Annotated in this window: 26 protein-coding genes; 24 read left to right on the plus strand and 2 right to left on the minus strand. The window is 35.9% G+C overall.

Features of this window, described 5'->3' with window-relative positions; translation table 11 throughout:
* The first annotated feature begins 19 nt into the window (after window positions 1-19).
* Window positions 20-1,633, plus strand: coding sequence for a hydroxylamine reductase (hcp, locus tag MUN42_RS00840; protein WP_243342379.1), 1,614 nt, complete (start codon window positions 20-22; stop codon window positions 1,631-1,633).
* Window positions 1,634-1,786: 153 nt separating this feature from the next.
* Window positions 1,787-2,431 (plus strand): Crp/Fnr family transcriptional regulator, encoded by a 645-nt coding sequence (locus tag MUN42_RS00845; protein WP_243342380.1) that lies wholly within the window; start codon window positions 1,787-1,789, stop codon window positions 2,429-2,431.
* A 100-nt stretch (window positions 2,432-2,531) separates the two neighbouring features.
* Here the strand turns inward: MUN42_RS00845 and MUN42_RS00850 are convergent, their stop codons facing one another.
* Both MUN42_RS00850 and MUN42_RS00855 read right to left on the minus strand, forming a co-directional pair.
* A complete protein-coding gene (locus MUN42_RS00850) occupies window positions 2,532-2,678 on the minus strand; it encodes a hypothetical protein (protein WP_243342381.1) in 147 nt (48 codons plus the stop codon).
* 13 nt (window positions 2,679-2,691) lie between these two features.
* Window positions 2,692-3,135 carry a hypothetical protein gene (locus tag MUN42_RS00855; protein WP_243342382.1) on the minus strand — a complete coding sequence of 148 codons (444 nt, stop codon included), beginning with the start codon at window positions 3,133-3,135 and terminating at the stop codon, window positions 2,692-2,694.
* 422 nt (window positions 3,136-3,557) lie between these two features.
* Here MUN42_RS00855 and rpsJ point away from each other — a divergent pair, with 422 nt between their 5' ends.
* The 22 genes from rpsJ to secY all read left to right on the plus strand — a co-directional run bounded on the left by rpsJ (window position 3,558) and on the right by secY (window position 13,968).
* Window positions 3,558-3,866 carry a 30S ribosomal protein S10 gene (gene rpsJ, locus MUN42_RS00860; RefSeq protein ID WP_243342455.1) on the plus strand — a complete coding sequence of 103 codons (309 nt, stop codon included), beginning with the start codon at window positions 3,558-3,560 and terminating at the stop codon, window positions 3,864-3,866.
* A gap of 79 nt (window positions 3,867-3,945) precedes the next feature.
* Window positions 3,946-4,575, plus strand: coding sequence for a 50S ribosomal protein L3 (rplC, locus tag MUN42_RS00865; RefSeq protein ID WP_243342383.1), 630 nt, complete (start codon window positions 3,946-3,948; stop codon window positions 4,573-4,575).
* A 14-nt stretch (window positions 4,576-4,589) separates the two neighbouring features.
* Window positions 4,590-5,213 carry a 50S ribosomal protein L4 gene (rplD, locus tag MUN42_RS00870; RefSeq protein WP_243342384.1) on the plus strand — a complete coding sequence of 208 codons (624 nt, stop codon included), beginning with the start codon at window positions 4,590-4,592 and terminating at the stop codon, window positions 5,211-5,213.
* Window positions 5,213-5,506: a 50S ribosomal protein L23 gene (gene rplW, locus MUN42_RS00875; RefSeq protein ID WP_243342385.1), complete on the plus strand. Its 294-nt coding sequence runs from the start codon at window positions 5,213-5,215 to the stop codon at window positions 5,504-5,506. The genes rplD and rplW overlap by 1 nt, the downstream gene beginning before the upstream one ends.
* A gap of 11 nt (window positions 5,507-5,517) precedes the next feature.
* The gene (gene rplB, locus MUN42_RS00880) at window positions 5,518-6,351 is read left to right on the plus strand and encodes a 50S ribosomal protein L2 (RefSeq protein ID WP_243342386.1); all 834 of its coding nucleotides are present in this window, start codon (window positions 5,518-5,520) and stop codon (window positions 6,349-6,351) included.
* Between the two features lie 9 nt (window positions 6,352-6,360).
* A complete protein-coding gene (rpsS, locus tag MUN42_RS00885; RefSeq protein WP_243342387.1) occupies window positions 6,361-6,648 on the plus strand; it encodes a 30S ribosomal protein S19 in 288 nt (95 codons plus the stop codon).
* A 9-nt stretch (window positions 6,649-6,657) separates the two neighbouring features.
* Entirely contained in the window at window positions 6,658-7,005 is a 348-nt protein-coding gene (gene rplV, locus MUN42_RS00890) for a 50S ribosomal protein L22 (protein ID WP_243342388.1), read from the plus strand.
* A 1-nt stretch (window position 7,006) separates the two neighbouring features.
* Window positions 7,007-7,732: a 30S ribosomal protein S3 gene (rpsC, locus tag MUN42_RS00895; RefSeq protein ID WP_243342389.1), complete on the plus strand. Its 726-nt coding sequence runs from the start codon at window positions 7,007-7,009 to the stop codon at window positions 7,730-7,732.
* Between the two features lie 38 nt (window positions 7,733-7,770).
* Window positions 7,771-8,199, plus strand: a complete 429-nt coding sequence (rplP, locus tag MUN42_RS00900; RefSeq protein WP_243342390.1) for a 50S ribosomal protein L16 — start codon at window positions 7,771-7,773, stop codon at window positions 8,197-8,199.
* A gap of 2 nt (window positions 8,200-8,201) precedes the next feature.
* Window positions 8,202-8,408: a 50S ribosomal protein L29 gene (rpmC, locus tag MUN42_RS00905; protein WP_243342456.1), complete on the plus strand. Its 207-nt coding sequence runs from the start codon at window positions 8,202-8,204 to the stop codon at window positions 8,406-8,408.
* A 5-nt stretch (window positions 8,409-8,413) separates the two neighbouring features.
* Window positions 8,414-8,674, plus strand: a complete 261-nt coding sequence (gene rpsQ, locus MUN42_RS00910) for a 30S ribosomal protein S17 (protein WP_243342391.1) — start codon at window positions 8,414-8,416, stop codon at window positions 8,672-8,674.
* Between the two features lie 18 nt (window positions 8,675-8,692).
* Window positions 8,693-9,061 carry a 50S ribosomal protein L14 gene (gene rplN / locus MUN42_RS00915; protein ID WP_243342392.1) on the plus strand — a complete coding sequence of 123 codons (369 nt, stop codon included), beginning with the start codon at window positions 8,693-8,695 and terminating at the stop codon, window positions 9,059-9,061.
* A 9-nt stretch (window positions 9,062-9,070) separates the two neighbouring features.
* Window positions 9,071-9,379, plus strand: coding sequence for a 50S ribosomal protein L24 (gene rplX / locus MUN42_RS00920; RefSeq protein WP_243342393.1), 309 nt, complete (start codon window positions 9,071-9,073; stop codon window positions 9,377-9,379).
* 15 nt (window positions 9,380-9,394) lie between these two features.
* Entirely contained in the window at window positions 9,395-9,937 is a 543-nt protein-coding gene (gene rplE, locus MUN42_RS00925; protein WP_243342394.1) for a 50S ribosomal protein L5, read from the plus strand.
* Between the two features lie 10 nt (window positions 9,938-9,947).
* Entirely contained in the window at window positions 9,948-10,133 is a 186-nt protein-coding gene (locus MUN42_RS00930) for a type Z 30S ribosomal protein S14 (RefSeq protein WP_243342395.1), read from the plus strand.
* A gap of 16 nt (window positions 10,134-10,149) precedes the next feature.
* The gene (gene rpsH / locus MUN42_RS00935) at window positions 10,150-10,545 is read left to right on the plus strand and encodes a 30S ribosomal protein S8 (protein WP_243342396.1); all 396 of its coding nucleotides are present in this window, start codon (window positions 10,150-10,152) and stop codon (window positions 10,543-10,545) included.
* Between the two features lie 10 nt (window positions 10,546-10,555).
* Complete coding sequence (gene rplF, locus MUN42_RS00940; RefSeq protein ID WP_243342397.1) at window positions 10,556-11,095, plus strand: 50S ribosomal protein L6; 540 nt, start codon at window positions 10,556-10,558, stop codon at window positions 11,093-11,095.
* Between the two features lie 10 nt (window positions 11,096-11,105).
* Window positions 11,106-11,471, plus strand: coding sequence for a 50S ribosomal protein L18 (gene rplR / locus MUN42_RS00945; RefSeq protein WP_243342398.1), 366 nt, complete (start codon window positions 11,106-11,108; stop codon window positions 11,469-11,471).
* Between the two features lie 15 nt (window positions 11,472-11,486).
* Window positions 11,487-11,996: a 30S ribosomal protein S5 gene (gene rpsE / locus MUN42_RS00950; RefSeq protein WP_243342399.1), complete on the plus strand. Its 510-nt coding sequence runs from the start codon at window positions 11,487-11,489 to the stop codon at window positions 11,994-11,996.
* Between the two features lie 11 nt (window positions 11,997-12,007).
* A complete protein-coding gene (gene rpmD / locus MUN42_RS00955) occupies window positions 12,008-12,190 on the plus strand; it encodes a 50S ribosomal protein L30 (protein WP_243342400.1) in 183 nt (60 codons plus the stop codon).
* A gap of 10 nt (window positions 12,191-12,200) precedes the next feature.
* Complete coding sequence (rplO, locus tag MUN42_RS00960) at window positions 12,201-12,680, plus strand: 50S ribosomal protein L15 (RefSeq protein WP_243342401.1); 480 nt, start codon at window positions 12,201-12,203, stop codon at window positions 12,678-12,680.
* A 13-nt stretch (window positions 12,681-12,693) separates the two neighbouring features.
* Window positions 12,694-13,968, plus strand: coding sequence for a preprotein translocase subunit SecY (gene secY, locus MUN42_RS00965; protein ID WP_243342402.1), 1,275 nt, complete (start codon window positions 12,694-12,696; stop codon window positions 13,966-13,968).
* The last annotated feature ends 3 nt before the right edge of the window (window positions 13,969-13,971 follow it).

A 13,971-nucleotide genomic window follows, 5' to 3' on the forward strand; every position in this document is an offset into this window, starting at 1 on the left:
AAAAGAAAAGGAGTAAATAATGTTTTGTTATCAATGTCAAGAAACAGCAAATAATAAAGGATGTACCAAGAGGGGAGTTTGTGGCAAGGACGAAGTTACTGCCAATATTCAAGACCTTTTAATATATGTTAGCAAGGGCCTAAGCGAGGTCATAAATAAGTCTAATGATATCGAAGATAAATATTACGATAGGATTTCTAACAACCTATTTATATCTATAACTAATGCAAACTTTGATAAGGATTTTATCCTAGAAGCAGTTAAAGAAACCATTAGGATGAAAGAAGACTTGCTAGGAAAAAATAACCTTGGTAACCTATCAGAAGGTGCTAATTTTAATTCTGCGGATGATGAGGAGCTAATGAAAAAAGCCATAGAGGTTGGCATATTAAATATAATAAAGGAAGATGAGAGAAGCCTAAAAGAACTAATAACCTATGGGCTAAAGGGGATGGCAGCCTATAACCACCACGCCAATGTCTTGGGTTATAGGGATAGAAGCATAGATGAATTCATTACTAAGAGCCTAGAAGCAACCACCAAAAACTTATCCTTAGATGAGTTAATAGATTTAGTGTTAGAAACAGGATCCTTTGGTATAAAGGCCATGGAATTACTTGATAAGGCGAACAGAGAATCTTTTGGTAGTCCGGAGATAACAGAAGTAAACTATGGAGTAGGGGATAAGCCGGGAATACTGATATCAGGCCATGACCTAAAAGATATGAGGACCTTGCTAGAACAAAGTAAGGATGCTGGTATAGAAATCTATACCCACTCAGAGATGCTCCCTGCCAACTATTACCCTGAATTCAAAAAGTATGACCACCTCCATGGCAACTACGGCAATAGTTGGTGGAAGCAAAATGAAGAATTCGAACACTTTAATGGGCCGATCCTAATGACAACCAATTGCATAATTCCAATGAAGTCAACAAATACCTACAGGGATAGGATGTTTACAACAGGAAATGCAGGCTATCCAGGAGTAGTCCATATTAGTGAAGATGAGGATGGTAACAAGGACTTTAGTCAAATAATTGAACTTGCAAAGACTTGCAAGGCCCCAGATAAGCTTGAAGATATAAAAGTAGTAGGAGGCTTTGCCCACGAACAAACATTGGCCTTGGCAGATAAAATTGTCAGGGAGGTCAAGGCTGGCAATATCAAAAAATTTGTTGTAATGGCTGGCTGTGATGGAAGAAATAAAGATAGGTCCTACTACACAGACTTTGCCAAGGCCCTACCAAAAGACTATGTAATTCTTACTGCAGGCTGTGCAAAATACAGGTACAACAAGCTAGGTCTTGGGGATATAAATGGAATACCAAGGGTCCTAGATGCAGGTCAATGTAACGATTCATATTCCCTAGTGCAAATCGCCATAGCCCTAAAAGACGCCTTTGGCCTAGATGATATAAATGACCTGCCAATAGAATACAACATAGCCTGGTACGAACAAAAGGCAGTCATAGTCCTACTAAGCCTATTAAGCCTTGGAGTAAAAAACATTCACCTAGGACCAAGCCTACCTGCCTTCCTATCAGATACAGTAGTAAAATTTTTGGTAGATAACTTTAACTTAAGCCCAAACAAAAGTGTCGATGAGGACTTAAAAGAGATGTGTAATTAATTTAGTAGAGAGAAATTTAAAAGATATTAGATAGACCAATGCCTAACCTTTAATTAAAGGAGTGGGCTTGGTCTTTTTTTGACCTATCTCCTTAGAAATATAATAATATGTCCTCGTTTAAAAAATCCTGTATAATATTAACAAGGAGCTAGTATGGATCTTAGGGAAATTGACTTATTTAAAAATTTATCAGAAGAAGACTTGGTGAGATTAAGCAAAGATGTGAGCTTTGAAGAGAGGACCTACAAAAAGGGCGAGACCATCTTTAACTGGGGAGATATAACAAAAGACCTTTTTTACTTGCGTGAAGGGAAGATTGCTATTTATAATATAGATTCTAAGGGCAAGAGATTTATCTTGGAAAGCTTGGATAAGCCTATGGTATTTGGAGAAATATATGTCTACCTAAACTTACCCTTTGACTTCTATGGAGAGGCGATGGTTGATAGCAAGATTATAATCATTAGGGATTTTAAAAAGATTATCGAGGCTAGTCCTAGGACTTTGCTTTTAGATTTTATTGACCTTTTGGCAAGAAAGACCCTAAGCTTATCCAAGAAAAACCAAATAAGCTCTTCTCAAAGTCTCAGACAAAAAATTTCCAAGGTCCTCCTTGAAAATGAAATTAATAACAAGGTAGACCTTACTATGACCAGGGAAGAGCTAGCAGATTATCTATCTGTAACTAGACCTTCCTTATCAAGAGAACTATCCAATATGGTCGATAGTGATTTGATAGAGATAGATGGTAGGAATATTTATATTATAAATAAGGAAGAGATTATAAAGCAACTTTAAAAGCCCCCAGAATATTAACTTTGAAGTTAAGGTTCTAAGGGGCTATAAAAATTTGAGATTCACAAATTATCTAGCTAGGTTAATTGTGGTTAAATAACTATTAAAAAATCCCAGATATCACTTGGGCAATCCACCATCCAGCTTGGTGGCCGGTAGCATAAAGGATTATGCCATCAATTAATATAGAGCATAAGGGCATCAATATGAGGAATAAAATTATAGATTTTTTTGATTTAAATTCAGCCATTATATCCTTCTTTCTATAAATATGGACAATGCCATACATCGTGTGGGCTGTTTTTTACACATCCAGAAGCATCTATTCCATAAGAAGTTCCATCGTTATTGATAAAGACTTTTTCTACATTACTTTTAGCCCGCTTCATAGCTTCAGATGCCCACCAACCTGCACTATGACCTGTAGTAGTAATAATAGCACCGTCAACTATATAACCTACTACAATTCCACTAACAAATAATAAGATTCCAGTAGCAGAATAAGTACTTATATCCTTATAAAGCTTTTCTCTTTGAAAAATGTAAGTTTCATCAGCATCTGTATTCGTATTTAAAGATAAAGATGTTTCTTGTAAATTAATAGTATTTACTTCGGAATCTGCATACGTAATACCACTAAAAAATGGTAAAATAAATGTGAATACAAGAGCGAGCGTAAAAATCTTTTTATATATAGTTTTCATCATAAATTCTCCTTTCCATTGACTTAATAAGTACCTTAACATCTGATTCTAAAACAATTTATTTGCCTCCTAACTTCTATCTAATAAATATTACTATGTCTTTATAATTATAATATTATAAAAACGTTTTTTTGTCAAGTTAATACTTTGAATATTTTGAAAATATATAGACTTTAGTTTTAATGTAATTTTATATGTGATTTCTATTTTTTATAAAGTAATAATCAAAATAAAAAAATTTAAAAAGCCCTTGATTTAATCTTCTTTTTGTTGTATTATATATAAGTGCTGTGAAGTGAGATGTTGCTTATGCTTTAAGGCCAAGGGCATAAGGAAACTTTCACCAAGCGAGCTTAGGAATGATCCTGAGCGGTTTCCAAATAATATCAAACACCCGGACGGGTGGAAAGAAAGAGAGAGGGAAAATGGCTGAACAAAAGATTAGAATTAGACTAAGAGCATATGATCATGAAGTTATCGATAGCTCAGCAGAGAAAATCGTAGAAGCGGTTAAGAGATCCGGAGCCAAAGTAAGTGGACCAATCCCATTACCAACAGAAATTGAAAGAATCACAATTCTTAGGGCGGTTCACAAATACAAGGACTCAAGAGAACAGTTTGAACAAAGAACACATAAGAGATTAATCGACATCATAGGACCTAATGCAAAGACATTAGACGCACTAAAGAAGTTAAACTTACCTGCAGGTGTCGATATCGAAATTAAGCTATAACTGTAATTAGGATGATTGACGATAATTGGTTATTAAGGAATAATCAAGAATCAATCCGCTGTAATTAAGGAGGTACTCAATGAAGAGTATATTTACAACAAAAGTAGGCATGACTCAAGTCATCGACGAAGATGGAGTTATTACTCCTGTAACTGTCCTAAAGGCCGACGAAAATGTTATAGTTCAAGTCAAAACAGTAGAAACTGATGGCTATAACGCAATCCAAGTTGGATATATGGACAAGAAAGAAAAGAATGTTAAGAAACCTGTTAGAGAACACTTTAAAAAAGCAGGCGCTACAACAAAGAGATTCCTAAGAGAGATTAATCTAGGAGATGAAGCTCCAGAATTTAATCTTGGAGATAAGCTTTCAGTAGACCAATTTGAAGCTGGTGAGCTAGTAGATGTTGTTGCAACATCAAAGGGTAAGGGAACTCAAGGTGCTATCAAAAGATGGAACTACGGAAGAGGACCTCAAGGCCACGGTTCAAAATCACACAGGGTTGCAGGTGCAAGATCTGCGGGATCTGATCCAGCTAGAGTTTTCAAAGGTAGAAAAGGTTCAGGAAAGATGGGTAACGAAAGAGTTACTGTTCAAAACATCGAGGTTATCAAGGTAAGTACTGAAGATAACTACATCTTAGTTAAGGGTGGAGTTCCAGGACCTAAGGGCGGACTTGTTGAAGTTAAACAAGCCATCAAAGCCTAATTAAGGAGGAATAAATGCCTAAAGTAGATATTTTAAATATTAAAGGAGAAAATGTTGGTTCACTAGAGCTTAACGAAACTCTATTTAATACATCTATCAGTGAACAAGCTGTATATGAAGTTGTTAAAAACCAACTAGCAAATAAAAGACAAGGTACACAATCTGCCAAGACTCGTTCAGAAGTACGTGGTGGTGGACGTAAACCATTTAGACAAAAAGGAACAGGACGTGCTCGTCAAGGTTCAATCAGAGCTCCTCACTACACAGGCGGTGGAGTTGTATTTGCACCAAAGCCAAGAGACTATAGCTACAAACTTCCTAAGAAGTTAAAAAGAAAAGCTCTTTATTCAGTTCTTACATCAAAGGTAAATGATAATGAACTAATTGTTGTAGATAGTCTAGCACTAGAAAACAACAAGACTAAAGAAGCAGCTACTGCCCTAAAGGCCCTAGGAGCTGATAGAACAGCTTATGTAGTAACAGCTGAAAATGATAATCTTGTTTACAGAGCTTTTAGAAACATCGAGGGTGTTGACGTATCAAGCGCAAGTCTAATCAATGTTTATGACCTAATAAGACATGACAAGTTAGTAATTACACAAGATGCAGTTGCTAAACTTGAGGAGGTATTTAACTAATGAAATCACCTTACGAAATTATCAAAAGACCAATAATCACAGAAAAAAGTATGGAAATGCTTGATGAGAACAAATATACTTTTGAAGTAGACAAGAATGCAAACAAACCTGAAATCAAAGCTGCAATAGAGGCTATATTTGATGGGGTTAAGGTTAAAACAGTTAGAACAATGAACCTTACTGGAAAATCTGTTAGAACAAGATATGGATATGGTAAAAGACCTGACTGGAAAAAAGCAATTGTTACCTTGACAGATGACAGTGCAGAAATTGAATACTTCGACGGACTATAAGGAGGGTTTAAATGGGTATTAGAAAATTAAAACCATCTTCAAACGGTCATAGAAATATGTCTGTTTCAACTTTCGAAGAAATAACAAAGACAAAACCTGAAAAATCTCTTACAGTTGCTCTAAAAAGCAAGGGTGGAAGAAATAACACTGGTAGAACAACAGTAAGATTCCGTGGTGGCGGAGTTAAAAGAAAATATAGAATAATAGACTTTAAAAGAGATAAGGATAACATTCCAGCTAGGGTAAAAAGTATAGAATACGATCCAAACAGAAGTGCAAACATTGCTTTACTAGCCTACAATGACGGTGAAAAGAGATACATCCTTGCACCTAAGGGACTTAATGTTGGAGATGTAGTAGAGTCAGGACCAAACGCGGATATTAAACCAGGTAATGCTCTAGAACTTAAAGACATCCCAGTAGGTACAATAGTTCATAACATCGAACTTAAAGCAGGAAGAGGAGCTCTTCTAGTAAGGAGTGCAGGTACAGGAGCACAACTTATGGCTAAGGAAGGCAAATTTGCTACACTAAGACTTCCTTCAGGCGAAATGAGACTAGTTCACCTTAACTGTAAAGCTACAATAGGATATGTTGGAAACAGCGAACACGAACTTATAAGAATAGGTAAGGCTGGTAAGAGTAGATACCTAGGAAGAAGACCTCACGTAAGAGGATCTGTAATGAACCCTGTTGACCATCCACATGGTGGTGGTGAAGGAAGAGCACCAATAGGTAGACCAAGCCCAATGACACCATGGGGTAAGAAAGCTATGGGTGTTAAGACAAGAAACACTAAAAAACAATCTGAAGCTTACATTGTAAGAAGAAGAAACGAAAAATAGGGGGATATAATGGCAAGATCAGTTAAAAAAGGACCATTTGTCGATGATCATTTAATGAAAAAAATTGATGAATTAAATGAAAAAAATGAAAAAAAAGTTATAAGAACATGGTCAAGACGTTCTACAATATTCCCAGAATTTGTAGAGCATACAATAGCAGTACACGACGGAAGAAAACATGTTCCAATATATATAACAGAAGATATGGTAGGACACAAACTTGGTGAGTTCGTACCAACAAGAACCTTCAGGGGCCACGCTAAAAAGGCTACTGAAATGAAAAGCAAATTACGTTAGGAGTAAGATATGGAAGTTAAAGCAGAAGCTAAATATCAAAGAATATCTCCTCTTAAAGTCCACTTCATAGCAAGAGAGATCAGGGGCAAGCAAGTTGACGAAGCACTTAACATCTTAAGATTTACTAACAAAAAAGGTGCTAGACTTCTTGAAGAAGTACTCAAGAGTGCCATTGCCAATGCTGAAAACAACAATGGACTTGACAGAAATGATCTATATGTTAAGAAAGCATACGCTAACGATGCTCCAACAATGAAAAGATACAGACCAAAGGCTAAGGGAGCAGCTTATCCAATATTGAAGAGATCAAGCCATATCGGTGTAGTGCTACAAGATATAGAAATTACGGAGGAATAAGATGGGCCAAAAAGTAAACCCAAAGGGATATAGAGTAGGTGTTATCAAGGACTGGGATTCAAAATGGTTCGCAGACAAGAAAAATTTCTCAGATCTATTAGTAGAAGACTATAACATCAGAAAAATAATCAAAAAAGACATGTATGATGCAGGAATTGCAGACATAGAAATTGAAAGAGCAGTAAACAACCTAAAGGTTACTATCTTTACAGGAAAACCTGGTATGGTAATTGGAAAGGGTGGCTCAGGAGTTGAAGAACTAAAGGCAAAACTTGAAAAAGCTGCCCCAGGTAAGAGGATCATCATCAATGTTGAAGAGATTAAATATCAAGACCTTTCAGCTCAACTAGTTGCAGAAAATATTGCAAGCCAACTAGAAAACAGAGTAGCTTTTAGACGTGCTATGAAGCAATCAATCCAAAGAACAATGAGAGCTGGAGCTAAGGGAATCAAGACTATGGTATCAGGTAGACTTGGTGGAGCTGATATGGCTAGAAGCGAAGGATATTCTGAAGGTACAATTCCATTACAAACACTAAGAGCAAACATTGACTACGGATTTGCAGAAGCTGACACAGAATATGGAAAGATCGGTTGTAAAGTTTGGATCTACAAGGGCGAAGTTCTTCCAGGAGAAAAAGCTGAGAGAGAACCGAAAATGAAACAACCAAGAAACAATAACAGAAGAAGAAGAAATAATAGACGTCCAAATAACAAAAATAAATAAGGATGACACTAGTTTAAAGAATTAGGAGAGAAATTTTTATGTTAATGCCTAAAAGAGTTAAATATCGTAGACAACATAGAGGCAGAATGAAGGGATTTGCACAAAAGGGCAACCAACTATCATATGGTGAATATGGATTACAATCACTAGAATCAAGTTGGATGACAGCAAATCAAATCGAGGCTGCACGTCGTGCGATGACAAGATATATCAAAAGAGGCGGAAATATTTGGATCAAAGTATTTCCAGACAAGCCAGTTTCAAAGAAACCGGCAGAAGTAAGAATGGGATCTGGTAAAGGTGCTCCAGAATATTGGGTAGCAGTAGTAAAGCCAGGTAGAGTATTATTTGAGATGAGTGGTGTTAGTGAAGAAGTTGCAAGAGAGGCTATGAGACTTGCTGCACAAAAACTTCCAGTTAAAACTAAATTCATCAAAAGACTTGAAGTTAACGCTACGGAGGAATAATGATGAGACCAGCAGAAATCAGAAATTTATCAGACCAAGATTTAGATAAAAAATTATATGATTTACAAAGTGAGCTTTTCAATCTTCGTTTCAGACTTGCAACCGGCCAATTAGAAAATCCGGCTGCCATAGGAAATGTTAAAAAAGACATTGCTAGGGTAAAGACAATCCAAACAGAAAGAAAGCTTAATATAAATAGGGAGGCTTAAACTTCATGGAAAGAAATAGAAGAAAAGTAGAAAAAGGAGTTGTAGTATCTGATTCTATGGATAAAACTATAACAGTTTTAGTAGAAAATAAGATCCAACACCCTGTTTACAAGAAAAGAATCAATAGAAGCAAAAAATACAAAGCTCATGATGAAAACAATGAGGCTAAGCTTGGCGATACAGTAGTAATCATGGAAACAAGACCTCTATCAAAGACTAAAAGATGGAGACTAGTACGTATCGATCAAGCAGCAGAAATTATCTAACAGATATAGGAGATTATTATGATACAACAAGAAACTCGTATGAGAGTTGCAGATAACTCCGGAGCAAGAGAACTATCAGTAATAAAAGTTCTTGGTGGAGCTGGAAGAAGATATGCTAACATAGGTGATGTGGTAGTTTGTTCAGTAAAAAGTGCAACACCCGGCGGAGCGGTAAAAAAAGGTTCTGTAGTAAAAGCTGTAATCGTTAGAAGCAAAAGAGGCCTAAAGAGAATAGATGGATCAAAAATATGCTTTGATGAAAATGCAGCAGTAATAGTAAAAGATGATAAGACACCTGTTGGTACAAGAATCTTCGGACCGGTAACAAGAGAGCTAAGATCAGAAGGATTCATGAGAATCATTTCACTTGCACCGGAAGTATTATAGGAGGATTAAATGCATATTAAAAAAGGCGATAAAGTCCAAGTAATATCAGGTGAGTATAAAGGACACGTTGGAGAAGTAATCAAGGCTTTCCCAAAGGAAAATAGAGTAATAGTTGAAGGTGCAAATATCGGTACTAAACACCAAAAGGCAACTCAAATGGGTGGAGAAAGTGGAAGAATCGAAAGAGAAATGCCACTAGACGCTTCAAAAGTTCTACTATATTCAGAAGAACTAAGCCGTGGTGTTAGAACTAGAGTAGAAGTTATAGACGGCAAAAAAGTTCGTGTATCAACTAAAAGCGATGAAAAATTCGACTAGTTCAAAGGAGATATCATGACAAGTAGATTAAAAGAAAAATATAAAAACGAAGTTGTTGGAAAACTAATCGAACAATTTAACTATAAAAATGTTATGGAAGTTCCAAAACTTGAAAAAATTGTTATCAACGTTGGTTTGGGAGAAGCAAAAGATAACAAAAATATCTTAAATGCTGCCAAAGAAGAACTTGCTCTTATAACAGGTCAATATCCAATCGAACTTAAAGCAAAGAAGTCAGTTGCTAACTTCAAACTAAGAGAAGGACAAACAATTGGTACAAAGGTAACACTAAGAGGCGAAAAAATGTATGACTTCTTAGATAAGTTAATATCAATATCTCTTCCAAGAGTTAGGGACTTCAGAGGAATCAATCCAAACAGTTTTGATGGACGTGGAAACTATTCACTAGGTATCAAAGAACAATTGATCTTCCCTGAGATTAAATATGATAATGTAGACTTCCTTCATGGTATGGATATCAGTATAGTAACAACAGCTAAAACTGACGAAGAAGCAAAAGCATTCTTAACACTATTGGGAATGCCATTTAGAAAGTAAAGGAGCAAAAATGGCTAAGAAGTCACTAAAAGCTAAACAACAAAGAAAACAAAAATTCTCAACCAGAGAATACAATAGATGTAAACTTTGTGGAAGACCACACGGCTACTTGAAAAAATATGGAATCTGCCGTATTTGCTTTAGAGAACTTGCAAATGAAGGTAAAATTCCAGGAGTTAAAAAAGCAAGCTGGTAATTAAGGGGGAAATATTATGATGACAGATCCAATTGCGGATATGCTAACAAGAATTAGAAATGCAAATAAGGCAAACCATACAAAAATTAGCCTACCATCTTCTAATGAGAAAAAAGCTATTGCCCAAATTCTGCTTGATGAAGGCTTCATTTCTGGATTTGATGTAGAAGAAGACGGCAAACAAGGCATACTTACAATAGATTTAAAAGTTACTGAGAGTGGTGAAAAAGTAATTACAGGACTTAGAAGAATTTCTAAACCAGGACTTAGAGTTTACGTTAAAGCAAATGAAGTACCAAAGGTATTAGACGGACTTGGAACTGCGATTATTTCAACATCAAAAGGACTATTAACTGACCGCGCTGCAAGAAGTGAAAATGTGGGTGGCGAAGTTATTTGTTACGTATGGTAAGGAGTTATAAATGTCAAGAATAGGAAAACTTCCAATTGAAATACCTTCTGGAGTAACAGTACAAATAGACGGTCTAAAGGTAAGCGTTAAGGGACCAAAGGGAGAAGACAGCCTAAGGGTTTCAAAAAATGTAGAATTAGAGTTAAATGATAATGAACTTTTAGTAAAGATTCCAGAAAACTATACAAAAGCTCAAAACATTGACCATGGTCTATATAGATCACTAATTAATAATATAGTAATTGGTGTATCAGAAGGATATAGTAAGACACTTCAAATCGAAGGTACTGGATATAGAGCATCAAAACAAGGTAAAAACCTAGTAATGAACCTAGGATATTCACACCAAGTTACAATGGCAGATCCAGAAGGAATCGAGGTTGAAGTACCAAATGATAGAACAATAGTAGTTAAGGGAATTAACAAACAATTAGTTGGTCAACATGCTGCAAACATCAGAAACTGGAGAAAACCTGAACCATACAAGGGTAAGGGTATCAGATATGAAAACGAGCATGTAAGACGTAAAGAAGGTAAAACAGGTAAGTAGGAGATAGTAAATGGCTAAGAAAAACAAAAGAGATAGACTATTAACTCGTAAAAAGAGAGTTAGAGCTAAAATAAGCGGAACTCCTCAAAAACCAAGACTAAGCGTTTTTAAATCAAACACAAACATCTACGCACAACTTATCGATGATGTAAACGGAGTAACACTTGCTAGTGCAAACACCCTACAAGATAAGGTAAATGGTGGAGAAAAATTAAGCGCAAATGTTGAAGCTGCTCAAAAAGTTGGACAAGCAATCGCTAAAGAAGGACTTGAAAAGGGTATTGAAGAAGTAGTATTTGATAGAAACGGATACCTATACCACGGAAAAGTACAAGCTTTGGCTGATGCAGCTAGAGAAGCTGGTCTTAAATTTTAGTTGGGGAGGTTATAGATGGAATATTTATTAAGAAGTGAAGTAGAAAAACTAAACCTCGAAGATAGTGTAGTAGCTATAAACAGAGTTGCGAAAACTGTAAAAGGTGGACGTAACATGAGATTTTCAGCCCTAGTGGTTGTTGGAAACTCAGAAGGTGTTGTTGGAATCGGAACAGGAAAGGCTACAGAAGTACCTGAAGCTATAAGAAAAGCAACAGAAGATGCTAAAAAACATATGGTAAGAGTACCAATAGTTGGAACAACTGTTCCTCACAGAATCACAGGACATAAGGGAAGCGGTCATGTTCTTCTAATGCCTGCTACAGAGGGTACAGGAATTATAGCTGGTGGTCCAGTACGTGCTATATGCGAACTAGCAGGATTCAAAGATATTAGAGCAAAGAATCTTGGATCAAACAACCCAAGAAATATAATAAATGCAGTGATGAACGCATTTACAAATATGAAAACTGTTGAGGAAGTTGCAAAACTTCGTGGTAAATCGGTAGAAGAATTCGATTATTAAGGAGAGTAATGATGGCAAAGATTGAAATCACATTAAAAAGATCTTTTATCGGTAGAAAAGATGATCAAATCGCAACAGCAAAAGCTCTTGGCCTAAGAAAAATCGGTCAAAAAGTAGAAAAAGAAGACAGCGAAGCAATCAGAGGAATGATCAAGAAAATTTCCTTTATGGTTGATGTAAACGAACTAGACTAAGAGGTGTAAGATGAAATTACATGATTTACAACCTAAAGTAGCTTTAAAAAAGCCAAAGAGAAAAGGTAGAGGTCCAGGAAGCGGAAACGGTACAAGAGCCGGCCGTGGACAAGACGGACAAAACTCAAGAAGTGGTGGAGGTACAAGACCAGGATTCGAAGGTGGTCAAATGCCTTTATATAGAAGACTACCTAAGAGAGGATTCAAAAATTTCAATAGAAAATACTACGAAACATTAAATGTTTGTGATTTGGAAATCTTTGAAGAAGGTAGTGAAATAACACCAGAACTATTATTTGAAAACAAGATCCTAAACAAAAACAAGGCAAAAGCTGGAGTTAAAATTTTAGGAGATGGAGAACTTAACAAAAAATATACAGTAAAAGCTCATAAATTCACAAAGTCAGCTGTTGAAAAAATAGAAGCAGCAGGCGGTAGCGTAGAAGTAATCGAAACAAAAAAATGGGTAAAACCAGATAAAAAAAACTGAATTAAGGTGAGCCATGCTAGAAACAATTAAAAAGGCAGCAAAGGAAAAGGAAGTAAGAAAGAGATTTTACTTTACTATTCTAATGCTAGTAGTATATAGATTAGGAAATAATATTCCGATACCATTTATTGATACTCAAGCCCTAGCAAATGCATATCAAAATATTGAGGGAACCTTGGTTGACTACCTAAATATGCTAACTGGTGGTGGTCTATCAACCCTTTCAATATTTGCCCTAGGAATCCAACCTTACATTACATCTTCAATTGTAATGCAGTTACTTACTGTTGTAATTCCGAGACTTGAAGAATTATCAAGAGAAGGTGAACAAGGTAGACGACAAATTCAAAGATATACAAGATATGTTACAATAGCCCTTGCTATCTTCCAAGCAGTAGCAATAACCAACGGTCTATATGGAGCAGCTCTATCAAATGCTACACTTTTCCAAAAGATTGTAATGAACATTGTGCTAATTGGTGGAACAATGCTAGTAACATGGATGGGTGAAACCATAACTGAGAAAGGACTTGGTAATGGTACATCACTTATCATCTTTATGGGAATTATAGCATCATTCCCTAAAACAATAGCTAGGTGGAAGACTGGAGTCCACTACAATACAACTAGCCTATTAGCAATAGCAATCATGGCACTAATAATAGTAGCTATAGTTGTAGCGGTAGTATTTATATCAGAAGGCGAAAGAAAGATACCAATCCAATATGCAAAAAGAGTAGTTGGAAGAAAAATGTACGGTGGCCAATCAACTCATATTCCAATTAAGGTAAATATGAGTGGAGTAATGCCAATAGTATTTGCATCAGCGGTACTTGCTATTCCATCAACAATTTCATTGTTCTTTGGTGGAAATGGTAAAGGATCTGTGATGACATTCTTTAACGATACTACCTTTGGTTTTATCTTATATTTAATAATACAAAGTGTATTGATATTAGTATTTGCATACTTCTATAATCAAATCCAATTTAACACTGTTGAATATGCTAAGCAACTACAACAAAACGGTGGTTTTGTTCCAGGAATAAGATCAGGTAAGCCAACCAGCGAATTCTTAGCAAATGTATCAACAAAGATTACATTTATAGGATCCATTGCCCTTGCCTTACTAACAATTATTCCTTCAATTGCATCAAGACTATTAAGCCTTGACATATCATTCGGTGGTTCATCAGTGATCATCGTAGTAGGTGTAATAATTGAAACTATTAAACAACTTGAAGCGATGATGACAATGAAGCAATATAAAGGATTCTTAAATAGGTAGGAT

The sequence above is a fragment of the Anaerococcus sp. AGMB09787 genome (assembly GCF_022808955.1).
Lineage (GTDB): Bacteria > Bacillota > Clostridia > Tissierellales > Peptoniphilaceae > Anaerococcus.

What these genes read in the sequence shown, in the direction of transcription:
- hcp (WP_243342379.1), top strand. Translation starts at nt 20, where the DNA reads ATGTTTTGTTATCAATGTCAAGAAACAGCAAATAATAAAGGATGTACC.
- MUN42_RS00845 (WP_243342380.1), top strand. Translation starts at nt 1,787, where the DNA reads ATGGATCTTAGGGAAATTGACTTATTTAAAAATTTATCAGAAGAAGAC.
- MUN42_RS00850 (WP_243342381.1), bottom strand. Translation starts at nt 2,678, where the DNA reads ATGGCTGAATTTAAATCAAAAAAATCTATAATTTTATTCCTCATATTG.
- MUN42_RS00855 (WP_243342382.1), bottom strand. Translation starts at nt 3,135, where the DNA reads ATGATGAAAACTATATATAAAAAGATTTTTACGCTCGCTCTTGTATTC.
- rpsJ (WP_243342455.1), top strand. Translation starts at nt 3,558, where the DNA reads ATGGCTGAACAAAAGATTAGAATTAGACTAAGAGCATATGATCATGAA.
- rplC (WP_243342383.1), top strand. Translation starts at nt 3,946, where the DNA reads ATGAAGAGTATATTTACAACAAAAGTAGGCATGACTCAAGTCATCGAC.
- rplD (WP_243342384.1), top strand. Translation starts at nt 4,590, where the DNA reads ATGCCTAAAGTAGATATTTTAAATATTAAAGGAGAAAATGTTGGTTCA.
- rplW (WP_243342385.1), top strand. Translation starts at nt 5,213, where the DNA reads ATGAAATCACCTTACGAAATTATCAAAAGACCAATAATCACAGAAAAA.
- rplB (WP_243342386.1), top strand. Translation starts at nt 5,518, where the DNA reads ATGGGTATTAGAAAATTAAAACCATCTTCAAACGGTCATAGAAATATG.
- rpsS (WP_243342387.1), top strand. Translation starts at nt 6,361, where the DNA reads ATGGCAAGATCAGTTAAAAAAGGACCATTTGTCGATGATCATTTAATG.
- rplV (WP_243342388.1), top strand. Translation starts at nt 6,658, where the DNA reads ATGGAAGTTAAAGCAGAAGCTAAATATCAAAGAATATCTCCTCTTAAA.
- rpsC (WP_243342389.1), top strand. Translation starts at nt 7,007, where the DNA reads ATGGGCCAAAAAGTAAACCCAAAGGGATATAGAGTAGGTGTTATCAAG.
- rplP (WP_243342390.1), top strand. Translation starts at nt 7,771, where the DNA reads ATGTTAATGCCTAAAAGAGTTAAATATCGTAGACAACATAGAGGCAGA.
- rpmC (WP_243342456.1), top strand. Translation starts at nt 8,202, where the DNA reads ATGAGACCAGCAGAAATCAGAAATTTATCAGACCAAGATTTAGATAAA.
- rpsQ (WP_243342391.1), top strand. Translation starts at nt 8,414, where the DNA reads ATGGAAAGAAATAGAAGAAAAGTAGAAAAAGGAGTTGTAGTATCTGAT.
- rplN (WP_243342392.1), top strand. Translation starts at nt 8,693, where the DNA reads ATGATACAACAAGAAACTCGTATGAGAGTTGCAGATAACTCCGGAGCA.
- rplX (WP_243342393.1), top strand. Translation starts at nt 9,071, where the DNA reads ATGCATATTAAAAAAGGCGATAAAGTCCAAGTAATATCAGGTGAGTAT.
- rplE (WP_243342394.1), top strand. Translation starts at nt 9,395, where the DNA reads ATGACAAGTAGATTAAAAGAAAAATATAAAAACGAAGTTGTTGGAAAA.
- MUN42_RS00930 (WP_243342395.1), top strand. Translation starts at nt 9,948, where the DNA reads ATGGCTAAGAAGTCACTAAAAGCTAAACAACAAAGAAAACAAAAATTC.
- rpsH (WP_243342396.1), top strand. Translation starts at nt 10,150, where the DNA reads ATGATGACAGATCCAATTGCGGATATGCTAACAAGAATTAGAAATGCA.
- rplF (WP_243342397.1), top strand. Translation starts at nt 10,556, where the DNA reads ATGTCAAGAATAGGAAAACTTCCAATTGAAATACCTTCTGGAGTAACA.
- rplR (WP_243342398.1), top strand. Translation starts at nt 11,106, where the DNA reads ATGGCTAAGAAAAACAAAAGAGATAGACTATTAACTCGTAAAAAGAGA.
- rpsE (WP_243342399.1), top strand. Translation starts at nt 11,487, where the DNA reads ATGGAATATTTATTAAGAAGTGAAGTAGAAAAACTAAACCTCGAAGAT.
- rpmD (WP_243342400.1), top strand. Translation starts at nt 12,008, where the DNA reads ATGGCAAAGATTGAAATCACATTAAAAAGATCTTTTATCGGTAGAAAA.
- rplO (WP_243342401.1), top strand. Translation starts at nt 12,201, where the DNA reads ATGAAATTACATGATTTACAACCTAAAGTAGCTTTAAAAAAGCCAAAG.
- secY (WP_243342402.1), top strand. Translation starts at nt 12,694, where the DNA reads ATGCTAGAAACAATTAAAAAGGCAGCAAAGGAAAAGGAAGTAAGAAAG.